The 14987-nt window shown below is 68.1% G+C and carries 25 protein-coding genes; 15 read left to right on the forward strand and 10 right to left on the reverse strand.

From position 1 onward, the window contains the following. Positions 1-6 precede the first annotated feature (6 nt). The 5 genes from ACZ7IB_RS22060 to ACZ7IB_RS22080 all read right to left on the reverse strand — a co-directional run bounded on the left by ACZ7IB_RS22060 (position 7) and on the right by ACZ7IB_RS22080 (position 1683). Positions 7-144: a hypothetical protein gene (locus ACZ7IB_RS22060; RefSeq protein ID WP_470914816.1), complete on the reverse strand. Its 138-nt coding sequence runs from the start codon at positions 142-144 to the stop codon at positions 7-9. A gap of 55 nt (positions 145-199) precedes the next feature. Next, complete coding sequence (locus ACZ7IB_RS22065) at positions 200-424, reverse strand: hypothetical protein (RefSeq protein WP_470914818.1); 225 nt, start codon at positions 422-424, stop codon at positions 200-202. A 73-nt stretch (positions 425-497) separates the two neighbouring features. Continuing rightward, a complete protein-coding gene (locus tag ACZ7IB_RS22070; RefSeq protein WP_470914821.1) occupies positions 498-650 on the reverse strand; it encodes a hypothetical protein in 153 nt (50 codons plus the stop codon). Continuing rightward, positions 650-1285, reverse strand: coding sequence for a hypothetical protein (locus tag ACZ7IB_RS22075; RefSeq protein ID WP_470914823.1), 636 nt, complete (start codon positions 1283-1285; stop codon positions 650-652). The genes ACZ7IB_RS22070 and ACZ7IB_RS22075 overlap by 1 nt, the downstream gene beginning before the upstream one ends. Next, positions 1285-1683: a hypothetical protein gene (locus ACZ7IB_RS22080; RefSeq protein ID WP_470914826.1), complete on the reverse strand. Its 399-nt coding sequence runs from the start codon at positions 1681-1683 to the stop codon at positions 1285-1287. The genes ACZ7IB_RS22075 and ACZ7IB_RS22080 overlap by 1 nt, the downstream gene beginning before the upstream one ends. A 213-nt stretch (positions 1684-1896) precedes the next feature. Between ACZ7IB_RS22080 and ACZ7IB_RS22085 the strand changes: the two genes are divergently transcribed. From ACZ7IB_RS22085 to ACZ7IB_RS22100, 4 genes are all read left to right on the forward strand, one after another. Further along, positions 1897-2145, forward strand: a complete 249-nt coding sequence (locus tag ACZ7IB_RS22085) for a helix-turn-helix transcriptional regulator (protein WP_470914828.1) — start codon at positions 1897-1899, stop codon at positions 2143-2145. 98 nt (positions 2146-2243) lie between these two features. Further along, on the forward strand, positions 2244-2594 hold the full coding sequence (locus tag ACZ7IB_RS22090) for a hypothetical protein (protein WP_470914832.1): 351 nt from the start codon (positions 2244-2246) through the stop codon (positions 2592-2594). Positions 2595-2908: 314 nt separating this feature from the next. Then, complete coding sequence (locus ACZ7IB_RS22095) at positions 2909-3766, forward strand: hypothetical protein (RefSeq protein ID WP_470914835.1); 858 nt, start codon at positions 2909-2911, stop codon at positions 3764-3766. A gap of 2 nt (positions 3767-3768) precedes the next feature. Next, positions 3769-4566 (forward strand): ATP-binding protein, encoded by a 798-nt coding sequence (locus ACZ7IB_RS22100; RefSeq protein WP_470914837.1) that lies wholly within the window; start codon positions 3769-3771, stop codon positions 4564-4566. Between the two features lie 27 nt (positions 4567-4593). On the opposite strand, the gene ACZ7IB_RS22105 is transcribed toward ACZ7IB_RS22100, so the two are convergent. Next, on the reverse strand, positions 4594-5685 hold the full coding sequence (locus ACZ7IB_RS22105) for a hypothetical protein (protein ID WP_470914839.1): 1092 nt from the start codon (positions 5683-5685) through the stop codon (positions 4594-4596). A 456-nt stretch (positions 5686-6141) separates the two neighbouring features. Continuing rightward, positions 6142-6972 (reverse strand): IS5 family transposase, encoded by an 831-nt coding sequence (locus ACZ7IB_RS22110; protein WP_470914842.1) that lies wholly within the window; start codon positions 6970-6972, stop codon positions 6142-6144. 230 nt (positions 6973-7202) lie between these two features. Here ACZ7IB_RS22110 and ACZ7IB_RS22115 point away from each other — a divergent pair, with 230 nt between their 5' ends. Further along, positions 7203-7340: a hypothetical protein gene (locus tag ACZ7IB_RS22115; RefSeq protein ID WP_470914844.1), complete on the forward strand. Its 138-nt coding sequence runs from the start codon at positions 7203-7205 to the stop codon at positions 7338-7340. Positions 7341-7623: 283 nt separating this feature from the next. On the opposite strand, the gene ACZ7IB_RS22120 is transcribed toward ACZ7IB_RS22115, so the two are convergent. Further along, on the reverse strand, positions 7624-7773 hold the full coding sequence (locus ACZ7IB_RS22120) for a hypothetical protein (RefSeq protein WP_470914847.1): 150 nt from the start codon (positions 7771-7773) through the stop codon (positions 7624-7626). A 141-nt stretch (positions 7774-7914) separates the two neighbouring features. Here ACZ7IB_RS22120 and ACZ7IB_RS22125 point away from each other — a divergent pair, with 141 nt between their 5' ends. The 4 genes from ACZ7IB_RS22125 to ACZ7IB_RS22140 all read left to right on the forward strand — a co-directional run bounded on the left by ACZ7IB_RS22125 (position 7915) and on the right by ACZ7IB_RS22140 (position 10579). Continuing rightward, positions 7915-8553: an HAD family hydrolase gene (locus ACZ7IB_RS22125; protein WP_470914992.1), complete on the forward strand. Its 639-nt coding sequence runs from the start codon at positions 7915-7917 to the stop codon at positions 8551-8553. 53 nt (positions 8554-8606) lie between these two features. After that, positions 8607-9791, forward strand: coding sequence for a helix-turn-helix domain-containing protein (locus ACZ7IB_RS22130; RefSeq protein ID WP_470914848.1), 1185 nt, complete (start codon positions 8607-8609; stop codon positions 9789-9791). A gap of 489 nt (positions 9792-10280) precedes the next feature. Continuing rightward, complete coding sequence (locus tag ACZ7IB_RS22135) at positions 10281-10421, forward strand: hypothetical protein (protein ID WP_470914851.1); 141 nt, start codon at positions 10281-10283, stop codon at positions 10419-10421. Continuing rightward, positions 10421-10579 (forward strand): hypothetical protein, encoded by a 159-nt coding sequence (locus ACZ7IB_RS22140; RefSeq protein ID WP_470914854.1) that lies wholly within the window; start codon positions 10421-10423, stop codon positions 10577-10579. The genes ACZ7IB_RS22135 and ACZ7IB_RS22140 overlap by 1 nt, the downstream gene beginning before the upstream one ends. 127 nt (positions 10580-10706) lie before the next feature. On the opposite strand, the gene ACZ7IB_RS22145 is transcribed toward ACZ7IB_RS22140, so the two are convergent. Continuing rightward, positions 10707-11036, reverse strand: a complete 330-nt coding sequence (locus ACZ7IB_RS22145) for a hypothetical protein (protein ID WP_470914856.1) — start codon at positions 11034-11036, stop codon at positions 10707-10709. 334 nt (positions 11037-11370) lie between these two features. On the opposite strand from ACZ7IB_RS22145, the gene ACZ7IB_RS22150 reads away from it, so the two are divergent. The 3 genes from ACZ7IB_RS22150 (at position 11371) to ACZ7IB_RS22160 (ending at position 13326) form a co-directional block, all read left to right on the forward strand. Next, entirely contained in the window at positions 11371-11700 is a 330-nt protein-coding gene (locus ACZ7IB_RS22150) for a hypothetical protein (protein WP_470914860.1), read from the forward strand. A gap of 51 nt (positions 11701-11751) precedes the next feature. Next, the gene (locus ACZ7IB_RS22155; protein ID WP_470914862.1) at positions 11752-11892 is read left to right on the forward strand and encodes a hypothetical protein; all 141 of its coding nucleotides are present in this window, start codon (positions 11752-11754) and stop codon (positions 11890-11892) included. 312 nt (positions 11893-12204) lie between these two features. Beyond that, complete coding sequence (locus ACZ7IB_RS22160; RefSeq protein WP_470914866.1) at positions 12205-13326, forward strand: PP2C family protein-serine/threonine phosphatase; 1122 nt, start codon at positions 12205-12207, stop codon at positions 13324-13326. A gap of 117 nt (positions 13327-13443) precedes the next feature. Here ACZ7IB_RS22160 and ACZ7IB_RS22165 read toward each other — a convergent pair whose 3' ends face one another. After that, positions 13444-13635, reverse strand: coding sequence for a hypothetical protein (locus ACZ7IB_RS22165; RefSeq protein ID WP_470914996.1), 192 nt, complete (start codon positions 13633-13635; stop codon positions 13444-13446). Here ACZ7IB_RS22165 and ACZ7IB_RS22170 point away from each other — a divergent pair. The 3 genes from ACZ7IB_RS22170 to ACZ7IB_RS22180 all read left to right on the forward strand — a co-directional run bounded on the left by ACZ7IB_RS22170 (position 13630) and on the right by ACZ7IB_RS22180 (position 14973). Then, positions 13630-13767 (forward strand): DUF6233 domain-containing protein, encoded by a 138-nt coding sequence (locus tag ACZ7IB_RS22170; protein WP_470914994.1) that lies wholly within the window; start codon positions 13630-13632, stop codon positions 13765-13767. The genes ACZ7IB_RS22165 and ACZ7IB_RS22170 overlap by 6 nt on opposite strands. Before the next feature lie 26 nt (positions 13768-13793). Then, a complete protein-coding gene (locus ACZ7IB_RS22175; RefSeq protein WP_470914867.1) occupies positions 13794-14660 on the forward strand; it encodes an ATP-dependent DNA ligase in 867 nt (288 codons plus the stop codon). An 82-nt stretch (positions 14661-14742) separates the two neighbouring features. Then, on the forward strand, positions 14743-14973 hold the full coding sequence (locus ACZ7IB_RS22180) for a hypothetical protein (protein ID WP_470914869.1): 231 nt from the start codon (positions 14743-14745) through the stop codon (positions 14971-14973). The last annotated feature ends 14 nt before the right edge of the window (positions 14974-14987 follow it).

The following is a 14987-nucleotide window of genomic DNA, read 5'->3' on the forward strand; positions in this document are numbered from 1 at the left end:
GGCCTTTCATCGGTGGGTGTTCCAGGCGTAGGCGGCGAGGGCGCCGGTGATGAGGGCCGGGGTGTACTGGCCGGTGGTGGCGCCGAGGATGGTGAGGGCGGTGAAGCCCCAGCGGGCGAGGGGGGTGTGGAAGTGGCGGCGCATGCGGGCCCCCGGCCGGGCCGGGCCCGCACTCCGCGGGCCCGGCAATGGGTGGTGGTCAGGAGGGGCGCGGGAGGGCGCGGCACGTCTCCGCGTGTCCCTGGGCCAGCTCGCGGGCCCGCCGCTCGCTCCACCAGGTGCCGCTGCCTGTGGTGCATCCCGTGCAGCGATAGGTGGTTTCGTCGCCGCCGCCGGTGAGGTCGACGGTGGCACCGGCGACGGTGAGGTAGCGGGCGATGACGCCCTTCGGCCACGGCTCGGAGAAGACATGGGTGTTCTGCATGGGGTGCTCCTGAAGGGTTTGGGTGGCCGGGCCGCGGGGGGAGGTTCGCGGCCCGGCCGGCCTGGTGGGCGGGTCAGCTGCTGGCGGCTTCGTTGCCGTGCATGCGGGCGAAGGCCAGGGCGTTACGGGCTTCGGCCTCCCGCGCCTGCGCGGCCTCGTAGTCGGCGGTGGCCTGGCGCTGGAGTTCGGCGACCCGCTCGGCCTCGGTGGTGGTCTCGTCGCTCATCAGCACGCCTCCGTCAGGCCGGTACCGAGCGGGCTGCTGTTGGCGGTGTCCAGCAGGAGCTGGGCGTACGCGCGGCAGGTGATGTACGGGGGAACGGTCGGGGCGGCGGCGAGGACCAGGTCGACCTCGTTCTGCCGGTGCCGGGTGATCTCTCCGGCAAGCCGGATCCGGGCCGCCTCGGTCATCTGGTTACAGCTGAGGGTCAGCGCCTCCGCCATGGCGGTCAGGTGCTGGCGGATGGTGGCGTCCATAGCCCTGGCGCGCTTGAGGATGCGGAGCGCGTACTTGCCGCGGGTCTCCTCGCGGTGAGGGAACGGCAGTTCCGTAAGAAGAGGCCGGGATGCGGGGGCGGTTCGCGCGATAGCGAGCGCGGCCGTCATTCGGCCGGCTTCCGTCATCACGTGCGTGGGCCGGTGACCGGCCACGAACTTGGCCACCGCGGTGAGCTGCGCGCCGACGGGCATCAGGTGAGTCGGGGAGGTGTTCACCGAAGCACCCCCTGCCGGGGTGATCCGGCCGGAGACATCGGCAGGCGTGGCGGTCGTGGTGATGGTGCGGGCACCGTCGCGGGTGCGGCGGATGGTCCCGGCCGCGACGAGCTGCTTCTCGGGCTTCGGCTTGGGGGTGGTCGACATCAGGCGGCCACTCCCATCGAGAACTGGGTGAGCTGTGCGACGGCGGCCTTGAACTCCGCCTTGCGTGGGCGATACACACCGACCAGCACGGCTACCTGCGCCCGGGTGTAGCGGAACACCGGGTGCGTGCGACGGGCCCGGCCACCGGCCGCGGTACGGCGGGTCGTCGTGACCTTCGCGGGCTGGACGCCGATCCGCTTCGCAACGGAGTGGAGGGACGACGAGCACCCGGCGGCGGTGGCCGGGGCAACCCCGGCGGCGATCAGGTGGGTGGTGATGGAGCGGGGCCGGCGGCGGCACGAAGCGGCGAGCCGGTTCGCCGTAGCCCTGGTACGGATCACAGCGCGGCGGGCACGCCCGGCTGCGCGGCGGGACCGGCGGGTGGGAGGATGCTGCATGGTCAGTCTCCTGTCACTAGCAGGTGTCTGGCTGGCCCGGTCTCGTGTGCAACCACGAGTCGGGGTTGAGGCGGTGCCCGGTGTGCAACCACTGGGCACCGCCGCTGTCAGCAGCCCCGGTTCGCGTGCAACCACGAGCCGGGGCTTTGTGCTGACACGAACACAATACGCAACCTCTTGACGTTGTCAAGAGGTTGGGGAAGGATGGCACCCGTGCCCGAGGAACTCCCTACGGAGAGGAGGGATGAACTGTTGACGATCACCGAGATCTCGCAGCGCTTCGAGATCAGTCGTCAGGCCCTGCACGCGCTGAGGGTAAAGGGCGTCTTCCCTGAGCCGGTGCCCACGCGTGGGAGCACCCGCTTGAAGTGGCGAGAGTCCGAGGTCAGGGCGTACTTCCAGGCCAACCCAAAAAGGCCTGGGGCGCGAACTGACCTACACGGGGACGACCCGGAGAGCTGACAACGGCCGAGCGGTGTAGAGACCGCCCGGCCGTCAGAACCAGCGAGGTCGCACTCGCTGATCAATGAACCAACCCTGTTCAGAGAGAAGGATTCGCCATGCATCGTACGGCTGCGCCGTTCATGGTCGCCACTCGCGAGCCGGTCACTGAGGCGCGTGTCACGTTCCGTGGGCGCACTGATCCGCTTGCGGGGCTGGATGAGTTGATTCGCGAGAGGACTGCCGACCTGGTCAGGCTGATCGCTGATCGGCGGAGTTTGGCTGATGTGCTTTTCCCGGCGAGGACGCCGTTGGATGAGCCGGAGGAGGAGCAGTTGTCCCATGCTGCGTTCTCCCTGGCCGCGTCGGCGATGGAGATCGCGATGGGCAAGTCTCCGGACCCGGCGTCGACGCTGCGTGCGCTTCGGTCGGCTGTTGCTCTGCATGCCGCTGAGGCGGGTGTCCGTTGATGCGTACGGTCAGGTGGGGGTCCTGCGTGCTGGATGTGGCTGGCGTTGACCAGCTGCTTGCCGCGCTCCCGGTCTTCGAGGAGCGGTTTCGGTCGTTGCGTGCGCAGCTGACTGGGGCTTCCCAGTCCTGATCGTCTTGCTGTAGCCCTCGGCGGGTGCCGGCCGATTGTTCCGGGGCCCGCCCTTTCCTTCACCGACTCACGATGCGTCGACTATCGGCGCGGTTTCGTGCTGCCTCGCTGATTCCCCCGTGGCCCGGGGCCGTCGCGCCCCGGGCCCATCACCCGTACCACCACGACCGAGAGAAGCCGTACATGCCGAGCCGGTTCGAGTTCGAGCGCGCGATCCGCAGCAGCAATCTTCCGCCGCTGTCTCGTGGTCTGGCGCTCACGATCGCCACATGGGCGGACGTACGTACCGGCATCATCCCGGACCGCCTTATGCCGTCGCTGACGACGCTCGAAGAAGCGACGGGCATGGCCCGTGCATCCGTTCGCACCCACCTGAACAACCTCGAAGGCGGCGGCTGGCTGTCCCGGGACCGCCCGAGCGTGGCCGCGGCCCGGTCGGAGAAGGCCCGGACGAAGTACAAGATCCGCATTCCGGAGGGCGCCGCCGTGCCCGATTCGGACGGGATTGAGCTAGGGCAGGAGATGACCAACTCTGGGGCAGGAGATGCCCTAGACGCCCAAGGACTAGGGCAGGAGATGCCCCAGGCTGGGGCAGGAGATGCCCTAGAGCTAGGGCAGGAGCTGACCCCCGCTAGGGCAGGAGCTGCCCTCAGTAGTTCCAGTAGTTCCACTACGTCCGCTGAGTACCAGCAAGCAGGGACGCCCGCCGACCACGACTACGGCATCCCCATCGAAGCCCGCCCCCTCGTCGATGCCCTGTCGCTCGCAGGCGTCCGCGTCCGCTGGCCGTTCAAGGGCAATGAATGGTCCCCCGTCCTGGCCCTCATCAAGAAGGCCGGCGTTCCCGCACTTGCCGAGCACGCCGCCAAGGTCGCCGCGCGCACGCCCGTTGAGTCCGCGAAGTACTTCATCAAGGGATGGGCCGAACTGCCGCCCCTGCCGCATCCGACCGCCGAACGCCCGCCGCTCCGTGCGGTGTCCGGCGGCTGGCAGCCCTACACCAACCCCGTCGACCCGTCCGTGTACGAGAACGGATTCTGACCATGGAACCCATCAGCATCGGCGCTCTCGGCCCGTCCGCACTCGCCAACGTCATGGCCGGCATTGTTGAGCGTCAACGCACCATCGGCCCCGGCCCCGTCGATAACACCCCGTCGCCTGACGAGCCCGGCCACCCGGAGTACCACCGTCGTCGACGCGCCGAGTGGGCGCTGAAGCGGTGGGAGACCGCGGCCCCGCCCCGCTACCGGCGCTCCGACGCCACTCACCCCGGTGTTCAGCAGTGGGCCGACGCGGTGGCCGCCGACCCTGAGACGGCTGGGTCGCTGCTCCTCACCGGAACGACCGGCACCGGGAAGACCTTTCAGGCGTACGGGGCGCTCCGCCGTATTGCGGCCGCCGGGCCGCGGACGTACGAGATCGTTGCCACCACGGCCGCCGACATGTACGGCCTCCTCCGGCCCAGCGGGTCCGCCCGTGGCACTGAGGAAGAGTTGCGCCGCCTGGCCCGCGTCCCGCTCCTCGTCCTCGACGACCTCGGCTCGGCCAAGGCCACTGAGTGGACGGAGGAGGTCACCTACCGGCTGGTCAACGAGCGGTACAACTCGTGCCGGCCGACTTTGTACACCAGCAATCTGCCTGCCAGGTCTGGTGACGGCCGTGACCTTGCTGCCGCGCTCGGTGAGCGCATCGTGTCCCGCCTCTCTGAGAGGGCAGTACGTGACGTGATGCCCGTTTCGGGCTTTCGGGTGGGGCTGTCGGGCTGGTTGCGGCCTGACCGGGCGGCTGGCCTGCGGGGAAGACGGCTTCCGAAGGCCGCACCACCCGCGCAGGCCGGATGACCTGCGTGCGTTGCAGCAAGCGGCAACTTAGCCGGCGTCCCGTTCATTCCAGAGGAAGTCCGAATAGATGGGGGAGGTACGGCGACTCATGAATTCGCCCCCAGGCCCGCCGCACAAGGTCAACCCGTAGGCACGCATTCTTGCGACGACGGTGCTCCGAACGTTCCCCATGAGGCAATAGTGGGGGTCTACCTCCGCCACCCCCATGTCGGCCTCCCGCAACGCGGCCGCGTAGTCGATGTTGTGCGCCCATGGGTACGTCGTCATGCTGGTGACCGAGACCTCGTCCCCCTCCCTGACGCCCACACTCTGCAATGTTCCAGACCTGTACTCCGTCCCGTTGTGCGTGAGGGAGAAATTAGTGTCGGTGATATAGAGGGCACGGCGCGGGGCGGGCAGTTCACGGAGGAATATCTCACCGACGATGTGTTTTGCCGCGCTCTCGATTTCCATGTCGGCGGGGAGGCTGACCAATACCCGTTCGCCGGTGCTCTTGAAGACCACCACGATGGAAATCGCCTCCGGACGGTCCAGGGCCGCCTGCATGCGGTCCGCCTGAAACTGCCAGGATCGCGCCCATCCACCGCCTTCCGAGCACCCGTCGATCAGCCTGATGAACTGGCCGACCGAACGAACGCTCTGAATGACCAGGCGGGCGTTCACCTCGCCGTCCGGCACGGGTATGTCGATGCCGGACTCGCGAGCCACCCGCGTCAGATCTTCGACCGGCAGCGTTTCCAGGACGTCCGTCAGGTCGGCCATGAATCTGCCGCGTTCAGGGTCGCCCAGGTCATCGGCGGCGGCACGGACCACGACCAGATGCTCGCGCATCATCGTCAGGTACTTCTGGTGCCAGGACTTGAGGTCCGGCTCTTCAGACGAGCCACCGCACTCGTGACATGCCTGAACAAAAGCAGCCACGAACGGCCAGTCCGGCTTATGCACGCCCGCCAGTTTCGCTTGGATGGTGGACCTTGGATACGGGGCCCCGAGCTCTTTGGTCTTCCGTTCGATGTCCCTGACAGAAGCGCCGAAAGACAACCTCAGCTCTTGAAGGCGCTGACAGAACGACGCCACGGGTTCCGATGTACTGGACGAACTGGCGCTATTGGTCGGCATTCCAGGAACGGTACCCAAGGCCCGGTCCCCGGACCCGTGAAACGGCCGATCGTCCCGAACCCGTCCAGGGTTCGTCCAGGGGGGCTGCTGGACAGTCCGTGCGGGCTGCATCGTCAGGAGGCAACGCCACGGGGTGTATCGACTGGATCGCCCCGGCCCACAAAGGAGTTCGCTATGCCGAAGCGGCACCCCAGCTACTTCCACCGCCCTCGGAGGACGCATCCCGCACCAGCTCCGCGCCACGAAGTGCTCCGTCGCGCCGCCCTCAGCGTGGCGGCGTCCTTGGGACCTGCCGGACTGCTGGTCATCCAATGGTGGATCCACGGTCACTGACCTGGACGGCGCATCGGCTGGCGCTCAGTGTCTGCTGAGAGGGCATCACGTCACGTACTGCCCTCTCACGCTCTTGCTCATCCAGGCGCGCGAGGACCGCCCCCAGGGTGAGGTCGTCGTTGTTCATGCGCCGCGCCAGGTGGGAGTGGAGGTCGCAGTGAGCATCCTGGACATGCGGTCGCTTATGGCCCAGTACACCCTCGACTCGGCCGAGGCGGGCCGGTGTTCGTAGTCGCGGACCAGCCTGCGGTGCAGCATCATGATCCCGTTCACCTGCTCCACTCGCCACCGGATCGGTTGCGGGACGAACCCGCTGGTCGTCGGGTTGCGCTCGACGACTTCGACGTCGATGCCGACCTTCTTGCCGTGGTCGACGACAGCAGTCTTGAACCCCTGGTCGACCAGGGCCTTCTGCACCGTGTCGGTGTCGGCTGCGACCTTGTCCAGCAAGGCAATGCCGGCGGCGTTGTCGTGCGCGGACGCGGCCAGCACCACCACCGCGATCACCAGCCCGAGAACATCAACTGCCAGGCCGCGCTTGCGGCCCGGGACTTTTTTTGCCGCGTCCTTGCCGGTGGTGTCGGCGGGCACCCCGGTGGCCGCGCGCAGGCTCTGGGTGTCGAGCACCACCAGGCTGGGATCGACCTTGCGCCCCCGGCTCTCGCGAACCTGCCAGCGCAGCAGGTCGTGGATGGTCTGGTCGGTGCCGTCATCGCGCCACGTGTAGAAGTAGTACTTCACCGCACCGGCCGGAGGCAGGTCGTGGGGGAGGTAGTCCCACTGGCAGCCGGTACGGGACTGGTAGAGCAGGGCGTTGACGATCTCCCGCATCTCGTAGGCGCCCTGGTGGCCGCTGACCGAGGGATGCCGGGCCTTCCACGAGCCGATAACGGGCTCGATCAGAGCCCACCGCTCATCGGACAAGTCACTCTTGTAGGGCTGGCGGTCACTCACGAGGAACACTCCAGCACACCACGACTCCCCGATCAGCCCCGATACGCCTGGGCCACACGTTCCAGCGACAACAAACGCGGCATCACGTCACATACCGCCCTCTGAGGACACCCGTGTCATCGCCATGACCGGCACGGACCGACGGCGGAGTGCTGCGTGATCCCGACCGCGTCGCAGGCGGTTGTTGCGCGACGCTGAACATTCCGACGGGTGCGGCGTTCGGGATGCCGATGAGTGAGAAGCGGACCGCCCCGCTGGAGTGGTTCCAGCGGGGCGGTGGTGGGCGAGGTGTCGTGTTGGTCGGCAAGGTGCCGGTGTTCAACGACTGTTACGCAGCTGTCGCCGTCGTTGAGGTGATGAACGTGTGATCGTTTCACCTAAGGTGTTGGTCGTCATGAGCAGTGCCGTTCGTGTGGTGGGGGATCATGAGGGTGCAGTTCGGTCCGGGAGCGCGGTTGTGGGGCAACGTCTTTGGGTGTGTCTTGTTTGGGTCGTGTCTTGTATGGACTCTGATGGATCCGTCGATTGACGGGGCCTTGCGATGGTTCATCGTCTTCGGTCTCAGTTCCGCGTTCCTCAGCTCGTGCCGGGGGGTTTATGTGGCAAGGCAGGAGCAACTCCGCTCTGGACGAGTGGGCGCAAGTTAGTCCGTCAGTCGAGGATTTCTATGACGGCGGACTGGGCGGCTTTGTCGTCGACGATGGATTTGCCGGCGGCGAAGGTGGCGACCAGGGCTTGCAGGCAGAGGTTGTTGACCGCGCGGGGAAAGCCGCGGGCGGTGGTGTGGATGAGGGTTCTCAAGCACCACCTCGGACTCTCCGGCCGGGCCGACCAACTGGGTCGCCGGACCGCCGCCGCTCATGAACCACCACGTCCCCTGCCACCTTCGGGCGGGAGGGGCGGTTTCGTCGTATCCGACACCGCCCGTAGGCTCGCCGCGTGATTGAGACGATCGTGTTCGACATCGGTGAAACCCTCGTCCGGGATGACCGCTACTGGGCTTCCTGGGCCGACTGGCTGGGCGTCTCCAGACACACCCTGTCCGCGCTCGTCGGCGCCGTCACCGCCCAGGGCCTCGACAATGCAGAAGCTCTCCGCCTCCTCCGTCCGGGCATCGACGTGCCAGCCGAATACGCCGCCAGGGAAGCTGCCGGTCGCGGCGAGTACCTTGACGAGACCGACCTGTACGAGGACGTGCGACCTGCGCTCGTTGCACTGCAGGAGCTCGGTGTCCGGGTTGTCATTGCGGGCAACCAAAACGTGAAGGCGGGGCAGCTGCTCCGGGCTCTGGATCTGCCGGCTGACTTCATCGCCACCTCTGGGGAGTGGGGGTGCGCCAAGCCGTCGCCCGACTTCTTCGCACGGGTCCTCGACGCTTCCCAGGCCATGGCGTGGGACACCGTCTACGTCGGTGACCACCCCATGAACGACACCTTTCCGGCCCGCGCGGCTGGGCTTCGGACGGTGCACCTCCGTCGCGGGCCGTGGGGGCACTTGTGGGCCGCCGACCCACAGGTATGGGAAACAGCAGACTGGGTGGTCGACTCCCTCATGGAGTTGCCCGCGATTGTCAACGAGTAGCCGACGATTCCGAATCCGTACCCGCACCGTCACTGTGTGGGTACGGTCAGATCATGTCCGCCGACTCCCCGCACGAGGTCGGTGAGCGTATCGCCGCCCGCCGCCGCGCGCGCCGCCTCACCCAGACCGGCCTGGCCGCAGCAGCCCACGTCTCCTACGCCACCATTCGCTCCGTCGAGCGTGGGGCGCGGCGGCCGAGCGACGAGGTGCTCGAAGCGATCGCCGCTGCCCTTGAGGTGGACGCCACGCAGCTACGCACGGGGTATGTCGGCACCGAGCGACGCGTCCACTGTGCTCTGCCCGCCCTGTCGGAAGCGATCGCCGGATACGACATTCCCCAGGGTCTACCGTCCCGTACGTCAGGCGAGTTGACGGACGGGGTCAACGCGGCGGTGGGCTGGCGGCTCGGCGCCCAGTACGGCCGGATCGCGGTGGAGATCCCCGGCCTTCTCAATGACGCCATTCGGCAGGTCCACACTGCACGCAGCACCGACCACCAGGACGCTGCCCGGATGCTGGCCGCTGCCGCCCGCACCGCCGACGCGATCGCGTTCAAGTACGGCGCCCACGACCTGTCCGCCCGGCTCATCGACCTGATGCGCTGGGCAGCCGACCGCTCCGCTGATCCTCTCGTCCAGGCGGCGGCATCGTATGTTCGTGCGGAGACATTCTTTGCCGCCCGCACCCACACGATCGGTCTCTCTGCGCTTGAGCAGGCCGCTGACATTGCCCCGCCACCCACCGGGCGCACTGAGGCAGCGGCGCGCGGCGCCTTGCACATGCGGGCCGCTGTCATCGCTGGCCGCGCCGGAAACGCGGATGCGGCGGACATTCATCTGAGGCATGCTCGCGAGCTCGGCGACCAGGTGGCGGACGAACGCGTCTACCTTGGCACGACGTTCGGCCCGGATTCCGTCCGCATCCACGAGGTGTCCGTCGCGGTCAGCCTCGGCCCCGGACACGTCGACCGCGCGCTGAGAGTTGCCACCGAGTGGAAGCCGCCCGCCACTCTGCCGGCCGAGCGCCGCAGCGGCTTCTACATCGAGCTCGCCCGCGCGCAGAGCTGGGCAGGTCTCCCCGCAGATGCCTTCGAGAGCCTCAAGGTAGCCCGAGCAGTGGCTCCCCAGCACACCCGCGAGCATCCGTGGGCGCGGGATGTCGCTGGCAGCCTGCGACGTTTTCACCGCGCCGACGCTGAGTCCCTGTCGCATTTCGCTCACTGGATCGGCGCCGTCTGACGGACTGCTACACCTTGTAGCAGTTGTGCCTCTTCCCAGGCCCCACGATCTACCTGTCCGCATCACACAGGTAGAGAGGAGGGGCCCCATGACCACCCCTGTGCTCGTCGAAGGGCCGGTGAGCATTGCTCGCCTCCACGGCGCGGCTTGCTGGCACTGCGGCGCCGTCATTCGCGGCCTTGTTCCGGCCGGGGCCGTCGTCCTGTCGGAACAGTCTCAAGTGTGGCCGATCGTCTCCTGCGGGTGCACGTTTGCCACCGATGTGGAGCCGACCATGCCCCCACCTGCCGCTACTGCGTTACCTCTGCCTGATCTTCCTGACCCGGCGTCGCTGTCCGACGCGCAGCAGCGCGGCGCGAACTGCTGCTTCTGTGCCGCGCCCTTGTCCAACTCGGCGGCTCATGACCTCGGGCCGCGCCCGGTAAACGCGCACGGCACCTCTTGCCGCTGGTTTCCCCGTTGCTGCCCCACCTGCTGGAAAGGCCGCCAGTGACCACCTTGAAGAAACCCTCGCCCGATGCCGCGTACAAGACGCTCCTCGACCACACCCTGATCTGCGCGGCCTGCCGAGCCGGGAAGACCTGCCCCACGAGGGTCCAGCTCGGCCGCGCCTGGCGGGAGGCCCGCTGATGAAGACGGAATCGACGGACCGCATCACGCACTGCTGCTGGGACATGAATCCGAAGACCGCCGCGCGGTGCACCCTCCCGCCCGGGCACAAGGGCGACCACTACACGCCCTACACCCGCCCATCGTGGGACCGGCCGGGGACGACGTGGCGCAACTGACTCCCGCCCGCGGCTGCCATCACGCCGATCGGCCGCGGGCGGGCCCACGCCCCGGTCGGCCGCCCCCGTCGGCCGGCCGGGGCTCCGTCACTCCCGCACGAGGCCAGCGAGCGGTACACCGCCCGGGTCAGCGGGTGATCCAGTTGACGACCATCACGATCAGGACCCCGCTGCCAAGGAGTATCCCCGCCTGCCGAAACCACTCGGTCTGCTGCATCTCCTTGAACGCCTTCGAGGTGAGCCCACGGTAGATCCCCCGGACGGTGACTTCCAGGCCGGCCCAGGCGGCTTCGCTCAGGTGGTTGAGGGGGCCGGGGGTTTCGATGATCTGGTCGTCCGGCCTGGCGCCCTCGTGGGTCCGGCGTCGGTGCTTCTTCCGGTCAGCCTCGGCCAGGTAGAAGTCGGATTGCTCGTCCCAGGTGAGGCGGCAGGCGTCGCAGCGGTAGGTGTATCGCACGGTGTTGGACCGTATCGCCCGCGGCGGGGCTCCCGTTGAGGAATCCGGCAGGTTGTCCGGGAAGTGGCCGCAGGCTGTCGATATGCAGGTAGGTTTCGACTTTTCGGGTCGGACGACGAGGGGGCGCAATGAGTAGTGGGTGTCGGGACTGTGGGACGTGTACGAAGCCGGGGCTGGCCCGGATGGTCCAAAGCTTGGCCGTGGGCTTCATGCACCTGTGCACGGTGGGGATCTCGTTGGCGGTGAAGCGGGGCACGATGCGGCACTGCCCGCAGTGCAAGCACCTGCTGGGTGGTCATCAGCGGCGCATGGACGGCTCTTTCACCGACTGACGGTGTTATCCACAGGTCGGGCGGGGCTGGTCGTCGTCGCGCGTACGGTGCTCGCCTGCCGACTTGAGGAGGCGCTGATGCGTGTCGTGCTGGAGTGGCTGGCCGCCGAGGCCGTCGCCGAACTGCCCACCATCCAGGCCAGGGACGAGGTCCAGGCCGTGATCGATGAAGTGCTGCAGGACCCGACCAGGTGGCCGGCCCCCGGCAGCGAGGAGGTGGCCGACGTGTTCGGTTCCCGCTGCTGGGTGTCCGTCGTTGCCTACGCGGACGGGCTTGAGGTCCGCGATGTCGGGTGGTGCGGTCCGGGAGCTGGGGCAACCGCCGTAGCCTGAGCATCGCCGCTGGTTCTGGGCCGGGCCACCGAAGAGTGGAAGGACCGAACCGTGAGCGGAACTGCTGGGCTGGTCATCGCGATCGGAAGCGTGTGTGTCGTCGCGCTCACCGCGGTGCTCGCGAAGGCCAGGGTGGAGATCGCCCGGATTGATACCCAGTCGGGGCGGCGTGGCGCGGACGTGCGGCGCTGATCGCCCTTGGGGTGCTGTGTCCTGGCCCTCTGCCGTTCCGACGGCAGGGGGCTTCCTGCTGTCCAGAGGGTTGTTCAGGGATGTTCAGATTTATTCAGCGGGGGGGCGCTGAACCCTGTCTGGATAGTGTCCGGGCGACGAGGCGCGGCCATATGGCGCCCCGAGAAGGGGCATCGCGCTGTGCACCTGGGGCAAGGCGATTTTGCGTGATCAGGCGGGTGGGGGTTATCCCGGGCCGGGGCGGCGGTGGGTTCGTGGTGCGGGCGTTGCGCCTGACCGGTTCGCCCGCAATCACCTATATAGGCTGTTTGTGTGAACCGTTCCGGTCGATTCCGGCGTCGTGCGGGCAGTCTCCAGGAGGAGCTGACGTTCCTGGTGCCTCTGGCGCTGACCGCCATTATCGCCGTGCTGTCCTTCGCAACTCCGAGTCATCTCTACTTCAGCCGCTTTCTCCCACTCGCCCCCGCCTTCGCCGCCGCGGTGTGGCCAGTGGCCGGAACGGTGGCCATCGGCGTGCTCGCTGCGGCCATCGACGCAGTGGTCGCCGTGACCTTCGCCCATGTGGGCGAGAACTCGTACACACACCTGTTCACCCTCGTGGTCATCGTGGGCGCCACCGCCGCGGCTGCCTGCGCCAGCCATGTGCGCCAGAAGCGGGAGCAGGCCCTCGCCGAGGTCAGCTCCGTAGCCGAGACGACCCAGAGAGTCCTGCTGCGCCCCATGCCGCACCGCCTCGGCCGGCTGGACCTCGAGGCCCTGTACCTGGCCGCCGCGGCCCGGGCCCGCGTCGGCGGCGACTTCTACGAAGCACTGGAGACAGTCCGCGGCGTCCGCCTGGTCATCGGAGACGTGCGCGGCAAGGGTCTCTCCGCGGTCGGCATGGCCTCAGCGATCGTCAGCTCCTTCCGGGAATTCGCGTACGACGAGCCGGACCTGGCACGGCTGGCACACCGGCTGGACGTCAGCATGGGCCGCTACACCGCGTTGCTTCCCGGCGACCACACGGAGTCCTTCGCGACGGCCGTGCTCGCTGAGATTCCCGACGACGGATCGGCCGTCGGAATCGTCAACTGCGGACACCCCCCTCCGTTGCTGTTCCACGCGGGAGCGGTCCGCGAGGTCACCCCCACGGCTTCCTCGCCGCCCATCAACATGGGCGCGTTGCTCGGGGAGGACTACCGCATCGACACCGTCTCCTTTGCCGCCGGGGATCAGCTGCTGCTCTACACCGACGGCGTCACCGAGACCCGCGACCGCACCGGCGCGTTCTTCCCGCTGGTGAAGCACGCGGGACAGTGGGACACGGACTCCCCGTCCCGGTTGCTCAAGCAGTTGCACAACGACCTGGTCCACTACAGCCAAGACCATCTGGACGACGACATCGCGGCCATCGCCGTCCGCGCGGTGGCCTCCACGGCGTCGGACAGGGCGTGAAACGGGCCGGGCGGTCGTCCACGCAGTTCGGCTGCCACTACCTCCCAGCCCCTCATGAGCGGGGGCATCGCGCTATGCGGACATCCCGCTCGTAGACTCGAACATGTGTCCGAAGAGTCAGTGTCGCGATTGGAGAAGCTCCGCTTCCTCCGCCGTGTCCAGCAGCGCCAGCTTGACCAGACTGACCGCTGGATCGAGCAGGAGGAGCAGCGCCAGGCCGCGCTCGCTGAGCGTCGGCCTCCGCCCCCGCCTCCGGACTGGGTGGTCGAGCAGGGCATTGGCGAGGGTCGGCGTGCGATCGGTGTGCATCAGGGCTTTTGTCGTCCGTCCGGTACCCGGGTCAAGGCCATTTCGCGTGATCAGGCCGTGGGTCTGCTTGCTGAGGACAGCGCTTTGGCCTGCCAGCTCTGTCGTCCGGATACCGCGCTTGGGCTGCTGTAGCGGGTGCGTCGTCGCACGCTGGTCGTATGGATCCGCCGATCGCGGTCGCGCTCGCGAAGGCCGTCGACACCCTGCCCACATTGCCGGGCCTGGCGTACGAGCCGAAGTACGACGGCCACCGGGCAACGGTGGAGCGCACCGAGTCGACGGCTGTTCTGCGGTCGAAGACGGGCCGGGTGATCACATCAGCGTGGATGGACCTGGCGGTCGGTTCCATGCGGCTCCGTCCCGGGGTGATCTTGGACGGCGAGATCGTCATCTACCGGAACGGGCGGCTGGACTTCAGTGCAGTGCAGCAGCGGGCGGCCAGCGGCCACGCAAGGGCGTATGTGCTCGCCAAGCACCTGCCGGCCACGTTCGTGGCGTTCGACCTTCTACAGCATCCCGAGGAGGGCGACGTGCGGTCGCGCCCGTATCTTGTGCGCCGTGCCTTGCTGCTGGCTGAGGTGTCCGGTGAGCCGCCGATCCAGCCGACGCCGATGACGACCGATCCCGACGAGGCGCGCGTCTGGTGGGAGGCCCTTCGGGAGCAGGGCATCGAAGGCTTGGTGATCAAGTCGCTGGATGGGCCTTATCCCAGCGGTCGGTACGGGTGGCGGAAATTGCGGCATGCCGACACCGTTGACTGCCCGGTCGTCGGGTACGTGGGCCATCCGGCCCGACCGACGCATCTCGCGGTCGAGCTCCCCGACGGGCGGGTGGCGCTGTCGCGGCGGCTGAGCGCCCCGGTGCGCTTCCATGCTGCTGCCGCCCTGGTCGCCTCCGAGCCGGGCGCCGCGGCCTGGACCGGTGGGGGTGAGGCGTACACGACGTGCGACCGGGGGCTGCTGGTGGAGGTGCTGGCAGGAACGACCAGACATGCGACCGTCACGGTTACCCGCGTACGCGAGTAGCGCCACGGAGTTATCCACAGGCCCCGGCAGGAACGGCTGCCCAGCCATAGCGTGCTGTCCCTGTCGATCACGGGGGTGCGGGATGCGGAACGTACGGCTGGAGTGGCTGGCCGCGGAGGTCATGACCGAGCTGCCGTCCGACAAGGCGCGGGCGGCGGTGCAGGACCTGTGCGTCGAGGTCGCTGCGTGTCCGGAGCGGTGGCCGGCACCGAGCGGCGAGGAGGTCGCCGATGCCTTCGGGGCCTGGTGCTGGGTCTCCTTCGTGTCCTACCTCGATGGCGTTGAGGTACGCGATGTCGGGTGGGCGGGGTGAGTCCCGTATCGGTG

It is taken from the genome of Streptomyces sp. NPDC037301, from assembly GCF_055602785.1.

Excerpts from the sequence above, each read along its gene's own strand:
- ACZ7IB_RS22060 (WP_470914816.1), bottom strand. The coding sequence starts at position 144 with ATGCGCCGCCACTTCCACACCCCCCTCGCCCGCTGGGGCTTCACCGCC.
- ACZ7IB_RS22065 (WP_470914818.1), bottom strand. The coding sequence starts at position 424 with ATGCAGAACACCCATGTCTTCTCCGAGCCGTGGCCGAAGGGCGTCATC.
- ACZ7IB_RS22070 (WP_470914821.1), bottom strand. The coding sequence starts at position 650 with ATGAGCGACGAGACCACCACCGAGGCCGAGCGGGTCGCCGAACTCCAG.
- ACZ7IB_RS22075 (WP_470914823.1), bottom strand. The coding sequence starts at position 1,285 with ATGTCGACCACCCCCAAGCCGAAGCCCGAGAAGCAGCTCGTCGCGGCC.
- ACZ7IB_RS22080 (WP_470914826.1), bottom strand. The coding sequence starts at position 1,683 with ATGCAGCATCCTCCCACCCGCCGGTCCCGCCGCGCAGCCGGGCGTGCC.
- ACZ7IB_RS22090 (WP_470914832.1), top strand. The coding sequence starts at position 2,244 with ATGCATCGTACGGCTGCGCCGTTCATGGTCGCCACTCGCGAGCCGGTC.
- ACZ7IB_RS22095 (WP_470914835.1), top strand. The coding sequence starts at position 2,909 with ATGCCGAGCCGGTTCGAGTTCGAGCGCGCGATCCGCAGCAGCAATCTT.
- ACZ7IB_RS22100 (WP_470914837.1), top strand. The coding sequence starts at position 3,769 with ATGGAACCCATCAGCATCGGCGCTCTCGGCCCGTCCGCACTCGCCAAC.
- ACZ7IB_RS22105 (WP_470914839.1), bottom strand. The coding sequence starts at position 5,685 with ATGCCGACCAATAGCGCCAGTTCGTCCAGTACATCGGAACCCGTGGCG.
- ACZ7IB_RS22115 (WP_470914844.1), top strand. The coding sequence starts at position 7,203 with ATGAGTGAGAAGCGGACCGCCCCGCTGGAGTGGTTCCAGCGGGGCGGT.
- ACZ7IB_RS22130 (WP_470914848.1), top strand. The coding sequence starts at position 8,607 with ATGTCCGCCGACTCCCCGCACGAGGTCGGTGAGCGTATCGCCGCCCGC.
- ACZ7IB_RS22140 (WP_470914854.1), top strand. The coding sequence starts at position 10,421 with ATGAAGACGGAATCGACGGACCGCATCACGCACTGCTGCTGGGACATG.
- ACZ7IB_RS22165 (WP_470914996.1), bottom strand. The coding sequence starts at position 13,635 with ATGCACACCGATCGCACGCCGACCCTCGCCAATGCCCTGCTCGACCAC.
- ACZ7IB_RS22175 (WP_470914867.1), top strand. The coding sequence starts at position 13,794 with ATGGATCCGCCGATCGCGGTCGCGCTCGCGAAGGCCGTCGACACCCTG.
- ACZ7IB_RS22180 (WP_470914869.1), top strand. The coding sequence starts at position 14,743 with ATGCGGAACGTACGGCTGGAGTGGCTGGCCGCGGAGGTCATGACCGAG.